The 17,737-nt window shown below is 44.7% G+C and carries 19 protein-coding genes, 1 pseudogene and 1 riboswitch; of the genes and pseudogenes, 14 read left to right on the top strand and 6 right to left on the bottom strand.

Going from position 1 to position 17,737, the window contains the following annotated elements; translation table 11 throughout:
* Positions 1 to 129 precede the first annotated feature (129 nt).
* A pseudogene (locus AF333_RS00570) lies at positions 130 to 432 on the bottom strand (helix-turn-helix domain-containing protein); the annotation flags it as partial.
* 72 nt (positions 433 to 504) lie between these two features.
* Here AF333_RS00570 and AF333_RS31405 point away from each other — a divergent pair.
* Positions 505 to 651 (top strand): ribbon-helix-helix protein, CopG family, encoded by a 147-nt coding sequence (locus AF333_RS31405; RefSeq protein ID WP_080787557.1) that lies wholly within the window; start codon positions 505 to 507, stop codon positions 649 to 651.
* Positions 652 to 753: 102 nt separating this feature from the next.
* Positions 754 to 1,149 (top strand): VOC family protein, encoded by a 396-nt coding sequence (locus tag AF333_RS00565; protein ID WP_307723446.1) that lies wholly within the window; start codon positions 754 to 756, stop codon positions 1,147 to 1,149.
* Positions 1,150 to 1,197: 48 nt separating this feature from the next.
* Here AF333_RS00565 and AF333_RS00560 read toward each other — a convergent pair whose 3' ends face one another.
* The 3 genes from AF333_RS00560 to AF333_RS00550 all read right to left on the bottom strand — a co-directional run bounded on the left by AF333_RS00560 (position 1,198) and on the right by AF333_RS00550 (position 5,234).
* Entirely contained in the window at positions 1,198 to 2,916 is a 1,719-nt protein-coding gene (locus tag AF333_RS00560) for a hypothetical protein (protein WP_043063854.1), read from the bottom strand.
* A 17-nt stretch (positions 2,917 to 2,933) separates the two neighbouring features.
* Complete coding sequence (locus AF333_RS00555) at positions 2,934 to 4,238, bottom strand: AAA family ATPase (protein ID WP_043063951.1); 1,305 nt, start codon at positions 4,236 to 4,238, stop codon at positions 2,934 to 2,936.
* A 285-nt stretch (positions 4,239 to 4,523) separates the two neighbouring features.
* Positions 4,524 to 5,234 (bottom strand): NAD(P)-binding domain-containing protein, encoded by a 711-nt coding sequence (locus tag AF333_RS00550; protein WP_043063855.1) that lies wholly within the window; start codon positions 5,232 to 5,234, stop codon positions 4,524 to 4,526.
* A 268-nt stretch (positions 5,235 to 5,502) separates the two neighbouring features.
* A riboswitch (SAM riboswitch) is annotated at positions 5,503 to 5,619 on the top strand.
* 108 nt (positions 5,620 to 5,727) lie between these two features.
* On the opposite strand from AF333_RS00550, the gene AF333_RS00545 reads away from it, so the two are divergent.
* From AF333_RS00545 to AF333_RS00510, 8 genes are all read left to right on the top strand, one after another.
* Positions 5,728 to 6,492 carry a methionine ABC transporter ATP-binding protein gene (locus AF333_RS00545; protein ID WP_052520777.1) on the top strand — a complete coding sequence of 255 codons (765 nt, stop codon included), beginning with the start codon at positions 5,728 to 5,730 and terminating at the stop codon, positions 6,490 to 6,492.
* Positions 6,485 to 7,147, top strand: coding sequence for a methionine ABC transporter permease (locus AF333_RS00540; RefSeq protein WP_043063856.1), 663 nt, complete (start codon positions 6,485 to 6,487; stop codon positions 7,145 to 7,147). Before AF333_RS00545 ends, AF333_RS00540 begins: the two co-directional genes overlap by 8 nt.
* A 24-nt stretch (positions 7,148 to 7,171) precedes the next feature.
* Positions 7,172 to 8,017, top strand: coding sequence for a MetQ/NlpA family ABC transporter substrate-binding protein (locus AF333_RS00535; protein ID WP_043063857.1), 846 nt, complete (start codon positions 7,172 to 7,174; stop codon positions 8,015 to 8,017).
* 27 nt (positions 8,018 to 8,044) lie between these two features.
* Positions 8,045 to 9,613 (top strand): fatty acid--CoA ligase, encoded by a 1,569-nt coding sequence (locus AF333_RS00530; protein ID WP_043063858.1) that lies wholly within the window; start codon positions 8,045 to 8,047, stop codon positions 9,611 to 9,613.
* Positions 9,614 to 9,766: 153 nt separating this feature from the next.
* Positions 9,767 to 10,591: a M55 family metallopeptidase gene (locus AF333_RS00525; RefSeq protein WP_043063859.1), complete on the top strand. Its 825-nt coding sequence runs from the start codon at positions 9,767 to 9,769 to the stop codon at positions 10,589 to 10,591.
* A gap of 18 nt (positions 10,592 to 10,609) precedes the next feature.
* Positions 10,610 to 11,605: an NADPH:quinone oxidoreductase family protein gene (locus tag AF333_RS00520; RefSeq protein WP_043063860.1), complete on the top strand. Its 996-nt coding sequence runs from the start codon at positions 10,610 to 10,612 to the stop codon at positions 11,603 to 11,605.
* 41 nt (positions 11,606 to 11,646) lie between these two features.
* Positions 11,647 to 12,432, top strand: a complete 786-nt coding sequence (locus AF333_RS00515; RefSeq protein WP_043063861.1) for an SDR family oxidoreductase — start codon at positions 11,647 to 11,649, stop codon at positions 12,430 to 12,432.
* Positions 12,433 to 12,469: 37 nt separating this feature from the next.
* Positions 12,470 to 13,096, top strand: coding sequence for a fumarylacetoacetate hydrolase family protein (locus tag AF333_RS00510; protein ID WP_043063862.1), 627 nt, complete (start codon positions 12,470 to 12,472; stop codon positions 13,094 to 13,096).
* Positions 13,097 to 13,221: 125 nt separating this feature from the next.
* Here the strand turns inward: AF333_RS00510 and AF333_RS00505 are convergent, their stop codons facing one another.
* Positions 13,222 to 14,037 carry an STAS domain-containing protein gene (locus tag AF333_RS00505; RefSeq protein ID WP_043063863.1) on the bottom strand — a complete coding sequence of 272 codons (816 nt, stop codon included), beginning with the start codon at positions 14,035 to 14,037 and terminating at the stop codon, positions 13,222 to 13,224.
* 193 nt (positions 14,038 to 14,230) lie between these two features.
* Between AF333_RS00505 and AF333_RS00500 the strand changes: the two genes are divergently transcribed.
* The gene (locus AF333_RS00500) at positions 14,231 to 14,632 is read left to right on the top strand and encodes a hypothetical protein (RefSeq protein WP_043063864.1); all 402 of its coding nucleotides are present in this window, start codon (positions 14,231 to 14,233) and stop codon (positions 14,630 to 14,632) included.
* Positions 14,633 to 14,897: 265 nt separating this feature from the next.
* Here the strand turns inward: AF333_RS00500 and AF333_RS00495 are convergent, their stop codons facing one another.
* Complete coding sequence (locus AF333_RS00495) at positions 14,898 to 15,092, bottom strand: hypothetical protein (protein ID WP_043063865.1); 195 nt, start codon at positions 15,090 to 15,092, stop codon at positions 14,898 to 14,900.
* Between the two features lie 65 nt (positions 15,093 to 15,157).
* Here AF333_RS00495 and AF333_RS34430 point away from each other — a divergent pair, with 65 nt between their 5' ends.
* The 3 genes from AF333_RS34430 (at position 15,158) to AF333_RS31400 (ending at position 17,735) form a co-directional block, all read left to right on the top strand.
* The gene (locus AF333_RS34430) at positions 15,158 to 15,322 is read left to right on the top strand and encodes a hypothetical protein (RefSeq protein ID WP_235495890.1); all 165 of its coding nucleotides are present in this window, start codon (positions 15,158 to 15,160) and stop codon (positions 15,320 to 15,322) included.
* Positions 15,323 to 15,726: 404 nt separating this feature from the next.
* Positions 15,727 to 16,866 carry an aminotransferase class V-fold PLP-dependent enzyme gene (locus tag AF333_RS00490; protein ID WP_043063866.1) on the top strand — a complete coding sequence of 380 codons (1,140 nt, stop codon included), beginning with the start codon at positions 15,727 to 15,729 and terminating at the stop codon, positions 16,864 to 16,866.
* A 263-nt stretch (positions 16,867 to 17,129) separates the two neighbouring features.
* Positions 17,130 to 17,735, top strand: coding sequence for a 3D domain-containing protein (locus AF333_RS31400; protein WP_043063867.1), 606 nt, complete (start codon positions 17,130 to 17,132; stop codon positions 17,733 to 17,735).
* Positions 17,736 to 17,737: the final 2 nt, after the last annotated feature.

Raw genomic sequence — 17,737 nt, 5'->3', positions numbered from 1 at the left:
AGCCCTGTGATCCGGTAGAAGAAAGGCCAGCGTGTCTTTTTCCGACCGCTCCCACCCACCGCCCTTCCTTCTTTTCTTACCTCCCACCATAAAAACTTGTCGATTTATCAAATCAGATGTATATAGTTAGAAGCGTGGAGCATCGTTTTGCTTTTTAAAGAATCGTGAGTAAGCATCAGCAGGATTCTTTACCGATGATTGAATCGCAATGCTATCTACTTCTTTGAGCCACACGAATGCTTTCTTGAGTTGTGGAAGTTGGGAAGAACAGGTGTTATAGGTCAATCCCTTTCCTGTCTCCTTATACGTCTCCTTCCACTTTGCCAGGAAGTGATTAAAAATGAATCGACTACAGCCAATCGTTTTATTGATGAGTACTGCTTGTTCCTTATTTGGGTAGATGCGAAACTTATAAGCTTTATTTATTAATATTGATTTCACCTCCTTTTTTTGCTATCATCATAACATAGTAACAAGTTATACCTAACGATCTGGAGGGAAAATATGCTAAAGCAAGTAAGTGTACGTATCGAAGAAGATTTAATTAAGACTGTTAAAAAAGTTTGTTTGGATAAAGATATTTCGTTTCAAGAAGCTGTTCGGCAAGCACTAGAAGAGTGGTTAAAAGAGTCGGACAATCGAAAGGGATAGAGCCCTTTCTTATCCGAGCATTCTTTCATCCCATGATTGAAATCACGGGTGTTCAGAACGCATTTCATAAAGCGAGTACATAGCATGATAAAGGAGACAAGCATGATAATTAAAAAAATAGAGCATGTGGCAATTATCGTAGCAGATATGGATCGTTCAATTGCGTTCTATAAGGAGATGTTCGATTACAAAGTAAGAATACGCGGACAGAATGCCGTACGTGAGATGGCATTTCTGTACCACGATAATCAGCCGGGCATGGAAATCGAGCTTATCCGGGACCTGAAGCCGAGTGAGGGTTATAGCGATAGTGGCATCGTCAATCATCTAGCATTTACGGTAGATAACATTGATGAAGCGATTGCACATTATAAGGAGAAGGGGATCACTTTTAACTCGGATGAGCCAAAACCGACGCTTGACGGAGGACGGATGATTCTATTCTATGGTCCAGAACGGGAGCTTCTCCAATTTGTCGAACCTGGAAATAGAGAATAAAAATCAAGGGTGTTGATTGTTCAACACCCTTTCCTTCATTTTTCTAAACTATTTTCCAGCGTTTTCGAATACATCTAACAGTAATCCCATCTGGCTAGCTTCCTGCGTTTCCCAATGGGTCGCAAAACGGACCCGGTGCGAGACACCGAGAATATCGTATGTCTGTACGAGATGCTGACGGGCCGAACCGATAATGAGCGAGTGCAGTCGTACATGATGGCGTGTGCCCAACTCAGCCAGTCTATTCCGGACAGGTGGAGAAATATGGCCGACACCGTCCGTAACCATAACGAAATCCGCAGCACGAAAGAGAGAACTTTGTTCTACAAACGCAATTCCACGCGTAATTGGCGCATCGAAATGTGTCCCGCCGCCGAATGCCATCTGCGATAGGGCATAGAACGCTGGCCAATCCGGCTTACGGTAGTAAAGGGGGTGTTCTTTCAGTTCACCCTTGGCACCAAATAGTAAAAGCAGGAAATCGCGCTTCTCTAGCAAGCTGAGTGCCGCAAACGTCATTGTGAAAATCTGTGCCAGCCTGAGCTTGCTTCCGCGCATCGAGTGCGATGTATCCAGCATGCAGATGACAGGCCCTTTTTGTGGTTCCTCGATAAAACCGGTTGTATTGTATGTGAGTAGCTTTTGTTCCAGCCATTTGACCGTGAAATACAATTCATAGTCCTCATCGGCGAGCAGCGCTGCTTCGCTTGGCAGCATATGCGAGATATCGCCGGATTGCCGTAAATCATCGTATGCTTCTGGAATGCGGGAAGTACGCATCTTGCGTTTTTTCACTCGATACTGATGAACGTTGCGTCCCACTTCTTGAAGAAATGTGAGCAAGTCTGGATGTCTCTTTAATTTTTCTGCCCATTCCAGATAGCGGTCGAACGCCTGGCGACGCAGCTTACCCAATTCGCTTCCCCAGCGCCGATTCGCAAAGCGTTGGCTTGCTTCCAACAAATCAAACAAAAGCTTGTTTTCTTCTCCCTCGACAGAAAGTGTCTGTTTGAGTGAAGCATCCAGCCATTGTCCAAGCTCTTCTTCTAGTCGGGAAATGGCCTGCTTCTCCTGGCGAGCGAGGCGTTTTTGTTGTTTCTCGCGCTGCGCTAGCTCTTCCTCTGCTTTTTTCAGTTTCTGTTTATGTTTGGATCGCTTGGTGAACTCCGTTCGCATTTCTTCCCTAAGTGTGGTAATTTTTTTGCGAAGAGAGGCGATTTCTGCTTCCACTAACGGACGCGTATCTTGCGCTTCCTGTTTCTCCTCAACGATTCGCTTACCCTGCTGTAGTGTATAGCCGACCAGCTTAAGCTTCTCAATTTGTTTGTCGGTTAGCTGTTCGCTCAATTGCAATGCTTCCTGACCTTGTTTGCCTTCTTCCTGTTCAATGCCCAGTGAGGAGAGCTTTTGCTCATCTTCCTTCCGTCGTTTCACTTCTTCCTGGTACGTATGGGTTAGCCACATTAACGCTTTTAATGCCGTTTTGAACGAGGCACTTACCTGCGAGACCGTTTGTGGGTGAATTGTCCGGTAGAAGTATTGTTTTCTGAGCGTATCGACAAGCCAGCGATGGAACGGTGTTGCTTCGCAGCCCGGATCGATCTCCGGTTTTGGCAGATAGAAGCAGAGGAAGAAATCAGCGAACAGTTCGACATTGAACCAGGGGGCCTGTTGCTTTGCTTCCTGAATCCATTCTTGCGCCGCGCGTGAGGAACGGATAAATCCATCAAACACATAACGGTCGACGCGTGTGCTCCGGATAATCATCTGCTAACACCGCCGTTCTACAATGTATAGTCATATTCTGTGCCGGGAATTTCTTTATCGAACAGTGTCCGGTACAAGCCCTGTAGTGTTTGCAGAATTCGTTCTCCCTGAATACGCAGACGGGAATACTTAACCGCATAACGGTCTGGCTGCAGGAGTAGAAAATTTCGGCTATACAAATAAGATTCAATGTTTTTTTCTTTTTCCTGCCAGGCAACAAGTTTATTGCGCAGTTCACGCGCCGTTTCTTCTACTTCTAAACGGCACTTTTCCAGGAGGGATTGGGCATGTATAACGGCGTCCTTACCAAGCTTTTCGCCCACTTCCCGTTTAAATTGGTATCCGTGCAGCTCATCTTCTTTCTCCAGCCATTTATCGGCGGTCTGCTCATACTTTCGGAGCGGCAGCTCTTCTTCCATTTCCCGCTTCAATGCATCCTGAAAGTGTTTATCGAACAGTTCCGCAAGTACGGGTAAATCCTCCGGGACATTCCACAGCATATGGGGCGTATATACCGTATCCCAAATAGAAACATACTCACGGCCGTTTAGCGCGGCGGATGTTTTCCAGATGTGTCCAATTTTGCTCCATCTCCGGTCGGAAAGCGAGAATTCCTTTTCTTCCATTGCCTGTTTCAACTCGTACAGAAAATAGACAAGTGACTCAGAGAGCTTGACATGCCGTGCTTGTTCCCGTACTGATTGTACGTCATCAAGCGAGAGGAGCGTCGGGAGCGGTTCGTCCGGAAGTTGGAACATGAGCTCGTAACTGGAGACGTTCTTCAGATATCCGACCTCATAGCGAATCAGGAAACGATCATATAGCGCTTCAAGCTGCTCATTCTCTTCCGGCAATTCGTTGGAAGCGGCCATTAAAAATAGAAGCGGGACGTTTTGTTTTTCCTTGCCGTTGAAGAATAGGCGCTCGTTCAGTATGGAAAGGAGCGCATTGAGAATGGCACTATTCGCTTTGAAAATTTCATCCAAAAATGCGAATTGAGAAGCGGGCAGATAGCCGTCTGTTTGACGGATATAGCGATCCTGCTTCAACTGCTGAAGCGACACAGGTCCAAACATCTCATCGGGCGTCGTGAATTTCGTTAGAAGGTAATCAAAACATTGCTCGCTACCAAACAGCTGGGATACCCCACGGGCCAATTGTGATTTTGCAGTGCCTGGAGGGCCGATAAGCAGCACATTCTCACTGCTCATCATTCCTAAAAATAAAAGGCGAATCAGCTCTTCACGTTCTAGAAAACGCGATTCTAGAAGCTGAATCGCTTCTTCAATTTTTGTCTGAACAAGGTTAGGTGCTTGGGTCATGTGCTGCGCGGCGGGCTCGGCTGGAACCACCGCTTTTCTCCTTTCCATCATCCGTGTATTAGACTCATTCCTTTATTTTACCATAAAGCGATTTCGTTCCGATAATCCAAGCATCGGCAGAGGAATTTGAAAAGAAAAATAAAAGGAATGTTCGACAAAAGAAGCTTATTTCAATCGTATCGCTTGAAAAACGCAGATGTTTTGTCGGTTCGCCCGAAGTGACACCAAGCGGCCGTTTGGCCTCTCTATGGAAAAAGGATGAGCAGCAATATCCGCAAGTTTTTCTTATGAAGGTTTGTTTTCTAGTTCATCTGCCACCGCCTGTCCGAAATGGCCCAGGGTACCTTCTGTATAAGAACGAATGACACCAGGAACAAGCGAGAGAAGCACCTGCCTACGGTATAGTTCGGGGAAGTCTTGTTCTTGCATCACCTTCTCCAGTTCTTTGACACCTTTGATTGCGTAGTAGGTTGCCAACCGATTTATATTTTCCACGGTTTGTTCTTCGTCTTGTACAACATGACCGATGCTGGAGAAAACTTGAATTACGGCATTTTTCCGTTCCGAATCTGCTGCCGATGTCTTATCGGTTATAAACAATCCGTTTCCGTTTTCACGCAGATCATCAGCTTGTCCCATGAACTTCACACCTTGCCATGCAAGCTCCGGATATGCTTCTCGTAATGCATTTGTCGAAATCATCGTAGCCATATTTAAAAACAGGGGAGAAGAGACAGGTGACAGCAACGGATACAGTTCGTCGATGAACGGCTGAATTTGTGTTGCTGGTAAGGCAAGTATCACGATATCTGAGGAAAGAAGATACTCTTTGGATACAGAAGTGTGCAAAGGATATGCCGCCGCACATCGCTCGCTTTTCTTGATGTTGGGATGATACAGACCGATAGGGTAATTACTTGCTTGAAATAGTGTTAAGAGAGCCTGCCCCAGCTTGCCGATGCCGACAAGCGTCCATGTAGAATAAGGGATAGTCACAGTAGTCTCCTCCTATGCAATTTCTGTATATTGTATACCGTATAGTTGAAGAAGAAAATATGTAACGATGCTACGCTTGCAAATAAAAGAAGATGAAGTAAGATATTTTTGAAAAAGAGAGAATGCAATTACGGGTAAACGAGTTAAGACGGAAAGCGGCACTACAATAAAATTCACTTTAAAAAGAAATATTTCTATAATTCCTAGTTGACTTTGAGGTTTAATCTGCTAAAATAAAATCAACAACTGAACACGAGAGCATCTCGGACTCTTATCCAGAGAGGTGGAGGGACTGGCCCAATGAAACCTCGGCAACCATCGAATTTTTAAGTTCAAATTCGAGCGGTGCCAATTCCAGCAGTGCATGCGCGCTGAAAGATGAGGGGTCCGGCGAATCCATAGATACGTTCGTCGACCTCTTGCTAAGCGAGAGGTCGTTTTTGTTTAATTTGATTCATGCCAGGAGAAAACAAGAGAAAAAGGAGTGAAGAGCATGATTAAAGTACAGAATGTTAGCAAGAGTTACAAAACATCTGGGGGTACGTTTCAGGCAGTAGCTCCAGCATCGCTCCATGTGGAAGAAGGAGACGTATACGGTATCATCGGATTTAGCGGTGCCGGAAAATCCACACTGTTACGGTTGGTGAATCTGCTGGAGAAGCCGGATGAGGGTGAAGTATATGTTGACGGTCGTGAGCTGACCGGACTATCAAAAAAAGAACTACGCAAAGCACGGCAATCAATCGGTATGATTTTTCAACACTTTAATCTATTGAATAATCGAACGGTTTCGGAAAATGTAGCATTTCCACTTGAAGTTGCTGGCATAGCAAAAGAAGAAAGGTCACAAAGGGTTCAGGAATGCCTTGACATTGTAGGATTGATGGAGAAGGCTGATAGCTATCCATCTAAGCTAAGCGGCGGGCAGAAACAGCGTGTCGCCATCGCTCGAGCGCTTGCCAACCGACCGAAAGTGTTGCTGTGCGACGAGCCAACTTCAGCGCTCGACCCACAGACTACACGAACGATTCTCGCATTCTTAAAAGAAATTAACGTACAGTTAGGTGTAACGATTTTACTTGTTACACACGAGATGAATGTAGTAAAGGAAATTTGCAACAAGGTAGCGGTTATGGAGAACGGGCATCTGGTGGAGAAGATATCGCTTTCGGACCGGGAAGCCAAACCGAAAACCGATATCGCCAAGCTGCTGTTTGAGGAAGAAATCAGCGAGAAAAGAGGGGTCGCACATGTTTGATAATGTCATTCCATTGCTGCCGGAAATCGGTATTTCTATCGTACAGACGTTTTTAATGGTAGGCATTGCAATTGGAGCAGCGCTTCTGCTCGGTACTCCGCTTGGCATCCTGCTTTTCCTGACAAGTAAAGGGCAGTTATTGGAGAGACCGATTTTATTCCGGATTATCAGCTCTGTTGTGAATATCGTTCGTTCCTTTCCGTTCTTGATTTTATTGGTCGCACTTATTCCATTAACGCGTGTACTAATCGGAACGACTATCGGACCTGTCGCTGCAGCTGTTCCGCTCTCCATTGCAGCGATTCCATATTTCGCCCGACTCGTTGAGCAATCGCTACGTGAAGTATCGAGAGGCGTAATTGAAGCCGCAGTAGCAATGGGAGCCTCTACATATCAAATCATCTGGAAAGTGCTGATTGTTGAAGCTCGTTCCGGATTGACGCTCGGATTAACGGTATTGGTAGTCAGCTTTCTTTCTTATTCCGCAATGGCCGGCGTAGTAGGCGGTGGGGGAATCGGTGATTTAGCGATTCGTTTCGGCTATTATCGCTTCCAGACAGATGTAATGGTCGTGACGGTCCTGTTACTAGTTGCACTTGTACAAATCATTCAATTTACAGGTAATCGCCTTGCGCATTATTTGGATAAACGCTAGATAAACATTTTAGGGGGAATCATCATGAAGAAAAAACCGCTTATACTGATTGGATTAATTATATTATTAACAGCATTTTTAGCGGCTTGCGGTGGGCAAAAAGATGAACAAACTGCAGCCAAACCACAGGAACAAGGAGACACAAAAGAAGTTGTGATTGGAGCAACAGCGGGGCCTTACAGCGATCAAGTGAATCGAGGCATTAAACCGGTGCTTGAGAAAAAAGGCTATAGCGTAAAAGTGGTTGAGTTTAACGATTATGTACAGCCGAATCAGGCGCTTGCCGAAGGTTCGCTGAGCGCTAACGTATTTCAGCATGTTATCTATTTGAAGAACTTTGCAAAAGAGCATAACTTACCGATCGAAGATTTGATTCAAGTGCCGACCGCGCCAATCGGCATTTATTCTCATAAGCATAAGTCATTGGATGAAGTACAGCCAGGTGCGACCGTATCTTTGCCGAATGATCCGACAAACCAGGCACGTGCGCTTGTTATGATGCAGAACTTCGGATGGATTAAGTTGAAAGATGGCGTAGATTTACTACGTGTTTCGGAGAAGGATGTAACGGAAAATAAGAAAAACATCAAATTGCTCCCGCTTGAGGCAGCCCAACTGCCGCGCTCGCTTGATGACGCCGACTATGCATTCGTTAATGGTAACTTTGCTATTGCATCAGGGCTGAAGTTGACGGAAGCGCTCGATTTGGAAAAGATTCCAGACGAATATATGAATCTTGTAGCGATTAAAACGGCAGACAAGGACAAACAGTTTGTGAAAGATTTGGTAGAAGCGTATAAATCACAAGAATTCAAAGATGTAATTGATAAGGAATTCCAAGGGTTTATCAAGCCAGATTATATGAAATAACAGAGAATGGAAAGGGGAAGGAATGAGATGAGCACAACGATCGGAGAGACTCTGGAGTGGTCAGCACGCAATTTTCCGTATAAAACCGCTTTGGTTTACGAGTACGGAAAAAAAAGCCACCGTTGGACTTACACTGAACTGGATCGAAAAGCTAACCAATTCGCTCAGGCGCTTTTGCGCCTGGGTGTGGAAAAAGGCGATGTGGTGTCTTCCTTCTTATATAATACAAGCGAATTTGTAGTGGCGCTGTTTGCCGTAGCGAAAATCGGCGCCATTTTCAATCCGGTGAACTATCGCTTGGCTGCGCATGAATTGCAGTATATCCTGCAGGACGGTAAGGCAAAGGTTCTGCTATATGAACAACAGGGCTCAGATGTGGTAGATAGAGCCCGGGAGCTTGGAAATCCGGTCGAACATTACATTTATGTCGATGAAGCTCTACCGGAAGGGGCGCTGGATTTCTATGCGTTATTGGAAGCGGAAGAACAGGTGCGTCCAGAAGTAGCCGTATCAGAAAATGATTACTGTATCATGATGTACACCAGCGGTACAACCGGCCGTCCAAAAGGAGTACTACATACACACCGTAGCAAAGTTCACCATAACTTTATGATGATGCAGTGCATGGGGCTGACGAAAGAAGATGTCGGTCTGTCCGCTGCACCATTAAATCATACAGCAGAATTGCATACGTCGTTCTTGCCGCGTGTGCAGGTTGGTGCAACGAATGTACTGCTGCATCATTTTGATGCTTCACATGTATTGCATGCGATTGAAACGGAGCAGGTAACCCATATGTTTGCTGCCCCGACAATGGTGAACATGCTGCTGCATGCTGATGATTTCGGTGCATATAATCTTTCGTCATTACGTTTACTAGAATATGGCGGTGCTTCGATGGCTCCTGTACTGATTCGCGAGTTCGAAGAGAAAATCGGTGCAGATTTAATTCAAATTTATGGCACAACCGAGATGGGACCATGCATGTCTGTATTGTACGCAGATGAACAGTTGAAGAAAGCAGGCTCTGCCGGCAAGCCCAGTCTTACGCACCAGCTGCGTATCTGCCGAGTACAGCCTGATGGTTCTCCTACTCATCCAGATGATATATGCCAGCCAGGGGATATCGGTGAGATTCTTGTGAAAGGGCCATGCATGATGGGCGGTTATTATAATCGTCCTGAGGCGACGGAAAAAGCGCTGGCATACGGTTGGTACCATACTGGGGATATGGGTGAGTATGATGAAGAAGGGTACGTGTGGATTCGCGATCGGATCGATCATATGATTATTTCAGGTGCGGAGAACATTTATCCGCGCGAGGTAGAGGATCAGCTTATCGAACATCCCGGTGTTCGCGAAGCAGCGGTTGTTGGTAAGCCGGATTCGAAATGGGGACAGATTGTGCTCGCCTACATTGTTCGGAGCAAAGGTAGCCTGGTAAGCGAGTCGGAATTGGACGAATTTCTTCTTGAAGGGGACCGACTTGCCAGATACAAACGACCGCGCGCGTATTGTTTCGTAGATGAATTGCCGAAAACGGCCAGCGGCAAAATTCAAAAGTTTATCTTGGAAAAACAAACCGTAACACCTTAAATGAAAACGGGTCCCTGCATAGAGCGGGACTCGTTTTCGTTATATTGTTTTTTCGGAAAAATAAATAAAAATACTTTAATATTCAGTCAGAAAGGAAAAACGCGGGATAATATCGAATATTTACGCTTGAGGAAAAATAAAGGAAGTGAATATATGAAACTATATCTTTCTGTTGATATGGAAGGCATTACTGGTCTTGTGGACCAAACATTCGTAGATTCAAAGGAGCGCAATTATCAGCGCGGTCAGAAGCTGATGACCGACGAAGCTAACCATGTCATTGAAGCCGCATTCCAGGAAGGGTTTAAGGATGTTGTCGTTAACGATAGCCATTCCAAGATGAACAATTTGTTGATTGAGAGACTACACCCGGAGGCGCAGCTAATCTCCGGAGATGTGAAGCCGTTTTCGATGGTGCAGGGATTGGACGATACATATGCGGGTGCTATATTTCTCGGCTATCACTCACGGGCTGGAAGAAAAGGCGTACTCAGCCATACGATGATTTTCGGTGTAAGAAATATGTACATTAACGATCAACCGATTGGTGAACTTGGTTTTAACGCGTATGTAGCCGGATACTATGGAGTGCCGCTTCTGTTAGTGGCAGGCGATGATGAGACAGCAGTTGAAGCTGAAGCATTGATTCCCGGAATTACTACTGCGGTGGTCAAGCGACAAATATCCCGTACCTCTGCGCTCTGCCTGACACCAGAAAAAGCGGGTTGGCTGCTGCGGGAAAAAACGAAGCAGGCGATTGAAAATCGCGGAAATATAAAACCGCTTACGCCGCCGGAGAATCCTGTTCTGACAATCGAGTTCGCAAATCATGGACAGGCGGAATGGGCGGCTCTGATGCCGGGAACGGAGATTGAAGACGGAGAACCGATCGTACGCTATCAGGCCAAAGATATTCTAGAAGCATATAAGGCAATGATTGTCATGACTGAATTGGCGATGAAAACTTCATTTTGCTAATAGAAAGGGGACAATTGTATGCAGGAGAAATTTCGAGCGCTTGTTGTTGATAAAGCAGAATCGGGCGATGTGTCAACAGAAGTCAGAGAGCTTAGCATCGACCAATTACCTAAGGGGGAAGTGACCATTCGTGCTGCCTACTCCAGCGTGAACTACAAGGATGGTCTCGCCAGTATTCCGAATGGCAACATTGCTCGTATGTATCCGTTGATTCTTGGAATCGATGTGGCTGGAACAGTGGTCACTTCTTCGGACGCACGTTTCAAAGAAGGAGATAACGTGCTCGTAACCGGCTTCGAGCTGGGTGTAGCGCATTATGGAGGCTTTAGTGAATATGTACGCGTGCCAGCGGAATGGGTTGTTCCGCTGCCGTCCGGACTTACACTCAAAGAAGCGATGGCCTACGGAACGGCCGGATTTACCGCTGCATTGTCTGTACAGCGCTTGGAAGAAAGTGGGGTTACACCGGAAGAAGGAGAGGTACTGGTAACAGGTGCAACCGGAGGCGTAGGTAGTCTCGCTGTCGCAATGCTGGCTGAAAAAGGATATGATGTGGTCGCCAGTACAGGGAAAGATGCAGAGCACGGATATCTGCGAGAATTGGGCGTTAAAGAAATTGTGACACGGGAAGAAATGTCCCCAGAAACCTTTAAGCCGATTGGCAAGCCGCGCTGGGCAGGGGCGGTTGACCCTGTTGGTGGTAAAACGCTGGCATACATCTTAAGTACAACAAAATACGGAGGCGCGGTAGCGGTCAGTGGATTGACTGGGGGCACCTCTGTCCCGACTTCTGTTTTCCCCTTTATACTACGCGGAGTGAATTTGCTAGGTATCGACTCCGTCTATTGTCCGATGAAGATTCGTCTTCCTCTGTGGGAGCGGATGGCAAACGATTTGAAGCCAAACGGATTGGAAGCTGGTATTGTACACGAGATTACGCTGAATGAACTGCCACAGACGCTTGCATGTATTTTGCAAGGACAGATACGTGGACGTGCCATTGTGAAATTATAAGAGACATTCTACAATAATAGAGAAAAAGGAGGTCCGCGAATATGGAATTGAAACTAAACGGAAAAGTTGCCCTTGTTGTTGCATCAAGCCAGGGGCTTGGCAGGGCTATTGCGGAACAGCTCGTCAGAGAAGGCGCACATGTTATGCTTACAAGCCGACACGAAGAAAAGTTGCAGCAGGTGAAAGCAGAGCTGGAGCGATTCGGTGCAGGCCGGGTGGCCTATCATCGTGCGGATATTACTAGCTATGACGAAATCAAGTCGCTTGTTCAAGCGACACGTGAAGCATTTGGCAAAATCGATATTCTCATTAATAATGCAGGAGGACCGCCGGGAGGCACGTTCGAGCAGTTGGAAGATGAACAATGGCAACAGGCGTTCGAGCTGAATCTGCTAAGCTATATTCGCTTAATCCGGGAAGTTCTACCGGACATGAAACAGGAAGGCGGCCGAATTATCAATATTGCTTCATCTTCTGTTAAGCAGCCGATCCCGGGACTCATTCTCTCCAATACGTTCCGTCTGGGAATTGTAGGTCTTGCCAAGACGTTGTCGATGGAGTTAGCACCGTATAATATCCTGGTTAATACGGTAGCGCCGGGGCGCATCGCAACGGATCGCGTAGCGCATCTGGACGAGATGAACGCCGAGAGGCGTGGTGTTTCCAAGGAAGAAGTAGAAGCAAAGGCGAAGCAGGCTATTCCGCTTCAAAGGTATGGAGATCCGGAAGAGTTTGCTAAAGTGGTGACGTTTCTCGTTTCAGGAGCAAGTACATATATTACAGGAAGTACGTTGCTTGTCGACGGCGGTATGGTAACGTCTGTCTAGATGGGCATAAGTCAGATCGTATGAAAGAAGGGTACAGATGGACGGAATACGTAACATTTATTGTGTGGGAAGAAACTATCGCCTCCACGCGGAAGAGCTAGGGAACGCGGTGCCAACTTCCCCGTTTCTTTTTTCCAAACCGACGCATGCGCTCGTTGAAGCGAACGGACAATCGATTAGGGTGCCTGGAAATAAAGGCGAGGTACATTATGAAGCAGAATTGGTACTTCATGTGGCCCGTCCGTATGAACCAGGCATGAAGGTCGAGGATATGGTAGACAAAATGGCTCTCGGTATTGACCTCACACTGCGTGATGTACAAAGCGAATTGAAAAAGAAAGGTCATCCGTGGCTTAAAGCGAAAGGATTTCCAAATTCGGCCGTACTAACCTCTTTTCATCCGTTTCCCGGACAGGAGGCATGTCAGGAGGCTGATTTTTCTCTTGTGAAAAACGGAGAAACAGTACAGCGAGGTAATACACGCGACATGCTGTTTGACATGCAGACGATTGTCGAGTTCACTGCCGAGCATTTTGGTCTGGGGCTGGGTGATATTATTTATACGGGTACACCGGCTGGCGTCGGTCCAGTGGCAGATGGCGACAAGATGGAGCTTTTCTTTGGTACCGAGCACTGGGGAGATTGTGTTATTGTATTAAAATAATTCAGAAGAGAAAAAGCGAATACGATTGAGCGACCTTGTATTTTTTAAACTCTTGAAAGCTGTTTTTAGTGCATGAGCGGCTTTCAAGAGTTTTTACAATTACACACGAAAGTAGATGGATTATTCTATTTAATGTTTTCTATCGCTTGCTTAACATGTGCAAAGGTTTTGATAGATGAGAAGTCTATACCGCCACTGACAACCGTTTGGGCTAGCTCAGGGCGTATACCTGTTACTGTGACGTCTATTCCTAATAAGCGAAGAACATCATAAATCTTAAATATATGATTGGCAACTGTCGTATCAATAAATACGATGCCTGAAAAGTCGACAATAAGACACTCAACCTTTAGTTGGGTAATTTTAGGGACAACTTTCTCTAAAAGATGTCTAGCCCGGTTAGAATCAATGGAACCGATTAACGGGAGAACGGCAATCCCATCTTGAATAGGTACAACAGGTGCTGATAATTCGTTTACTTCTTCTTGCGCCTTTTTGATAATTTTATCTTTAAGGCGTTCAAAGGCAAGAATGGTTTCGTTAATGCTTATATCGAGCATATAGTTAATTCGTTTAATAATAAAAGCGACTTCCTCGACTGAAAGTCCATGAGCTACACCGATTTCAGTAATGCGTTCGGTAAAGACCACACGGGTAACCGGGTAACGAATGATAATGTCTGAAATTTTTCCGCTTAGAGACGCTTCACGCTCTCCATTTTTTTTACTCCATGTCATAAGTCCTTCCGGTACTTTATCCTCGTTGCAAGTAATAGAACTTCCCAAAAAGCCTAAAAACCCAACATACATAATAATAGCTTGCTCTATTTCTTCTTTTGGGATTTCTAACTTTATTCTATAAATAATATCTTCAACGATTTCAATCGCTAAAGATTGTGCATTTTCAGTAAGGTATTTAGCAACCGTTGAAATCGAGTTCATTATTTTCCACATCCCTATTTTTATAATAGTTAAATTATATCTTAAAAATCTAAAATGAAGTCATTATTTCTCCTTTTTGAACGTTTAAATGATAGAGTGACGATTATGTATTCAATAATTGGTGATATACCCTTATAAGTTGTCCAAACGCATGTTACACCTGCTGCATATGTTAAAGCAGGAGGTGATAATAATGAAAAAAACTAGCGTTCGACAGATTGTTCCCGGTAGAGGATTACGTCTTGAGTTGTTTGAGGATGCATTCTTTTCAGGGCGTCGCATTCTTTTTCGTCGCGCCGGAGTAGCGGTCAGAGACGCAAGAGCGTTTGAGTTCAATGACTTGCTTTCAAGCTTCCGCGTGAGAAATAGATTCAGCCCGGCAAATGTTACGCTCGTTTTGTTTAGGGATGTCAACTATCAGGGTGATTTTCGAGTATTCCGTGGCAGTCAGGAAGTCACAAATTTAACTAATATAGGATTTAACGATGAAATGTCATCGTTTGTCCTTGTTGCTCGCCGATTGACTAATGAACAGATTAGAAGAATTCAGTCGCTCCAGCGTGCTCCTCTTAATGTTTTAGAGATTTCTATATAATGGATTTTAATTAAGATAAGCAAGCTGTAAAAGCAGCAATTCTCCAATTAAGGAGCTGTAGGTCGTGAAGATGCTATTCTACACGGCCTTTTTTATGTAATCATTTATAAGATCGTATTCGATTACGGGGAATAAGGTTCCGTAATATATAATATATAGGTTATTTTTACTCTGTAGGAGGAATAGAGTAGAGAAAGTTTGCCGTAGAAAAAGGCGAAATACCCGCTTTGGGGAACTCCGCCTTTTCTTCTTTTCTATTGTTTTTTTATTCAGCACACTCCCGCTGCAAGTAAAGAACCCCTCGTTCGGTTTCCGCGATCCATTCTCTTCGGACTTCAACTTCGTTCAGCGGTACTTTCAGTGAGGAAGGGATTTGCAGATAGCCGAACGATTCACCGTATGTTTCCCACAAAATGCTTCCGCTCAGCGGCATCAATACTACGATTTTTTCATTCTCCATATGCGTTCTCCTCACTTCCGTTTTTAAACATACCCTACATAATATTTGACTTATATACATCTGATTTGATAAATCGACAAATTTTTATGGTAGGAGGTAAGAAAAGAAGGAAGGGCGGGAGCGCTCGGAAAAAGACACGTTTGCCTTCCTTCTGCTGGAGCGCAGGGCGCATCCAACCTCTTCCTTCTCGAACATGCCTACCTCAAACCACTTTTCTTATGTCGAAATGATAAGCATAAGTCTATATAGTATAAGTAACGAAAAAGAAAACAGACTGTATTTTATGAATAGTATACATCTTTTTAGTTGATTTCGATACTGTACAATGAAGAAAATATAATGTGCTTATGTTGACGAGAACGGTAGCTAAAGCCGAGTTGCAAATGCCCATTTCAAACAAAACTGCTCTCGATTCGATATCGCTGCAACGCATTCATTTTGCAAAGAGGTAACCAAACCCCATATGAAGCAGAATTTGCAGGGCTACAAAGCGGGCGATGATAGTCGTAGTCGTTTTCATGATTACATTTTTCAATTATGTTATAGACAAAATAATATTCGGTCGATTGATAACGAATAAAATATCAAGGAATGTATAGAAAAGCAATATTTTTAACCGTAAGGAGGAAAAACGGTGGGCCATCCATACGATTCATATCGTTCTTTATTTCCTATATTGTCTACACATGTATATCTCGCCAGTTGTTCTCAAAGTGCGCTGGCTCAACCTGTTTCACATGCGATTGAGGAATATCATCATCATTTGCTTACGAGGGGAAACAATTGGAGTCTTGCGATGGAAAGAGTGAAAGCGGCCAGAAGAAGGTTTGCTGATATAATCGGAGCGGAACCGGACGAGGTTGCTGTATTGTCTTCCGCTTCGGATGCTATTTCTTCGTTGGCTACTTCTTTTTCTTATCAGCAAGGCAAAAATAAAGTCATATGTACGGAAATGGATTTTCCAACTGTCGGCCACATATGGCTTGCACAACGGAAGTTTGGGGCCAATGTATCGTTCATCCGTTCTTCGAACGAAATAATTGATACGGAGCAGTATGAGAAGGAGGTTACACACGATACGCTACTTACGTGTGTGCCGCATGTATGTTATTACAATGGATATAAGCAAGATCTTGGAGAGATTGCTGACATTGTGCATAGTAAAAATTCACTTTTATTCGTCGATGCTTATCAATCGGCGGGCCATATTCCGATTAATGTAAGGGAAATGGATATTGATATATTGGTCGCTGGAACACGTAAGTATATGCTAGGAATTCCAGGGACGACATTTTTATATATAAAAAAGAATCTTGCCGAACGACTTGAGCCCAGGGTGACAGGTTGGCTTGGACAGGAAAAAACAGCAATGTTTGATATCTACAAGCTTGCACCTGGAGTAGGGGCCCGTCGTTTTGAAACCGGAACGCCTTCTTTTATTAGTGTGTATGCAGCGCATGCAGCACTTGAATTGTTGCATAGTGTTGGTGTGCATAACATCTATGCGTATCTTCAGGAAGTGACGTGTTTTGCTTTAGAATATGGGAGGGAGAAAGGCATATGTATATCCGGCTCACAATCTGTTGAATACAGGTCGAGTTTGATATCTTTTTACGTAGAAAATGCATCCGAGGTCGAGAGGCGATTAAAAGAAAAGAATATTGTCGTATCTGCGAGAAACGATGTTATACGAATCGCCCCGCATTTTTACAATACAAAAGAGGAAGTAAGATATGCAATAGATGAACTTATCGATCTTATCAATGGCCGCTAGTGTTTCTTCTAGGCGTTTGGCAGCATTTGATTTTTCATGTTATGCAATGAGAGCAACTACAGAGGGCATCTGCAATGAACGCATTTTTGTCCGGTACGAAAGTTGGAAAACGGCAGAAGACGGGAATTTGGTTATATGTTCGCAAAATCAGGAGAACCCCTTTTAACCCGGAAGATTTCTTTATATAATGTTCATATTATTGAGCGTGACAGGAAGAAGAAGCGGAAGCTTATTGGATAGACGAACAGGAGGAATCTATCAATATGCTTACACCGCTGAAGAAAATTGTTGTCTCTACCGTTACCGCCGGAATGATGGTTAGTGCTCCACTTATGGCTCAAGCTTCCATGGGAGATCAAACACTGCGCTATGGCATGGAAAACAATGACGTACGAGAATTGCAGACCGCTTTGAAGAATCGGGGCCACTTTGATTTTCATACAGCAACCGGCTATTATGGCACGATTACTGTTGATGCCGTAAAGTCGTTCCAACGCGCGAAAGGGTTGGATGTCGATGGTATTGCCGGCCCACAAACCTTTAAGGCATTGAATACGTCAGATGAGAATGTACAGCAGGGCAAAGTGATGACGGTTGAAAGCTCGGCCTATACGGCCAATTGTGCGGGCTGTTCTGGAGTAACATCCCAGGGAATTAACTTAAAGGAGAATCCAGATGCCAAAGTGATTTCCGTAGATCCGTCCGTTATTCCGCTCGGTTCCAAGGTTTATGTAGAAGGATATGGCACAGCGATAGCAGGTGATACAGGCGGAGCGATTAAAGGAAAAAAAATCGACGTCTTTTTCCCTGAACGTGAGCAAGCGCTACAGTGGGGACGTAAAAACGTAACGGTAAAGGTGATTAAATAAGT

This window comes from Aneurinibacillus migulanus, assembly GCF_001274715.1.
GTDB lineage: Bacteria > Bacillota > Bacilli > Aneurinibacillales > Aneurinibacillaceae > Aneurinibacillus > Aneurinibacillus migulanus.
Note: the sequence above shows the minus strand (reverse complement) of the source record. Positions and strands in the feature narration are given on the sequence as shown.

What these genes read in the sequence shown, in the direction of transcription:
- AF333_RS31405 (WP_080787557.1), top strand. Translation starts at nt 505, where the DNA reads ATGCTAAAGCAAGTAAGTGTACGTATCGAAGAAGATTTAATTAAGACT.
- AF333_RS00495 (WP_043063865.1), bottom strand. Translation starts at nt 15,092, where the DNA reads ATGGAGAATGAAAAAATCGTAGTATTGATGCCGCTGAGCGGAAGCATT.
- AF333_RS00525 (WP_043063859.1), top strand. Translation starts at nt 9,767, where the DNA reads ATGAAACTATATCTTTCTGTTGATATGGAAGGCATTACTGGTCTTGTG.
- AF333_RS00540 (WP_043063856.1), top strand. Translation starts at nt 6,485, where the DNA reads ATGTTTGATAATGTCATTCCATTGCTGCCGGAAATCGGTATTTCTATC.
- AF333_RS31400 (WP_043063867.1), top strand. Translation starts at nt 17,130, where the DNA reads ATGCTTACACCGCTGAAGAAAATTGTTGTCTCTACCGTTACCGCCGGA.
- AF333_RS00500 (WP_043063864.1), top strand. Translation starts at nt 14,231, where the DNA reads ATGAAAAAAACTAGCGTTCGACAGATTGTTCCCGGTAGAGGATTACGT.
- AF333_RS00565 (WP_307723446.1), top strand. Translation starts at nt 754, where the DNA reads ATGATAATTAAAAAAATAGAGCATGTGGCAATTATCGTAGCAGATATG.
- AF333_RS00560 (WP_043063854.1), bottom strand. Translation starts at nt 2,916, where the DNA reads ATGATTATCCGGAGCACACGCGTCGACCGTTATGTGTTTGATGGATTT.
- AF333_RS00545 (WP_052520777.1), top strand. Translation starts at nt 5,728, where the DNA reads ATGATTAAAGTACAGAATGTTAGCAAGAGTTACAAAACATCTGGGGGT.
- AF333_RS00520 (WP_043063860.1), top strand. Translation starts at nt 10,610, where the DNA reads ATGCAGGAGAAATTTCGAGCGCTTGTTGTTGATAAAGCAGAATCGGGC.
- AF333_RS00535 (WP_043063857.1), top strand. Translation starts at nt 7,172, where the DNA reads ATGAAGAAAAAACCGCTTATACTGATTGGATTAATTATATTATTAACA.
- AF333_RS00505 (WP_043063863.1), bottom strand. Translation starts at nt 14,037, where the DNA reads ATGAACTCGATTTCAACGGTTGCTAAATACCTTACTGAAAATGCACAA.
- AF333_RS00530 (WP_043063858.1), top strand. Translation starts at nt 8,045, where the DNA reads ATGAGCACAACGATCGGAGAGACTCTGGAGTGGTCAGCACGCAATTTT.
- AF333_RS00555 (WP_043063951.1), bottom strand. Translation starts at nt 4,238, where the DNA reads ATGACCCAAGCACCTAACCTTGTTCAGACAAAAATTGAAGAAGCGATT.
- AF333_RS00510 (WP_043063862.1), top strand. Translation starts at nt 12,470, where the DNA reads ATGGACGGAATACGTAACATTTATTGTGTGGGAAGAAACTATCGCCTC.
- AF333_RS00515 (WP_043063861.1), top strand. Translation starts at nt 11,647, where the DNA reads ATGGAATTGAAACTAAACGGAAAAGTTGCCCTTGTTGTTGCATCAAGC.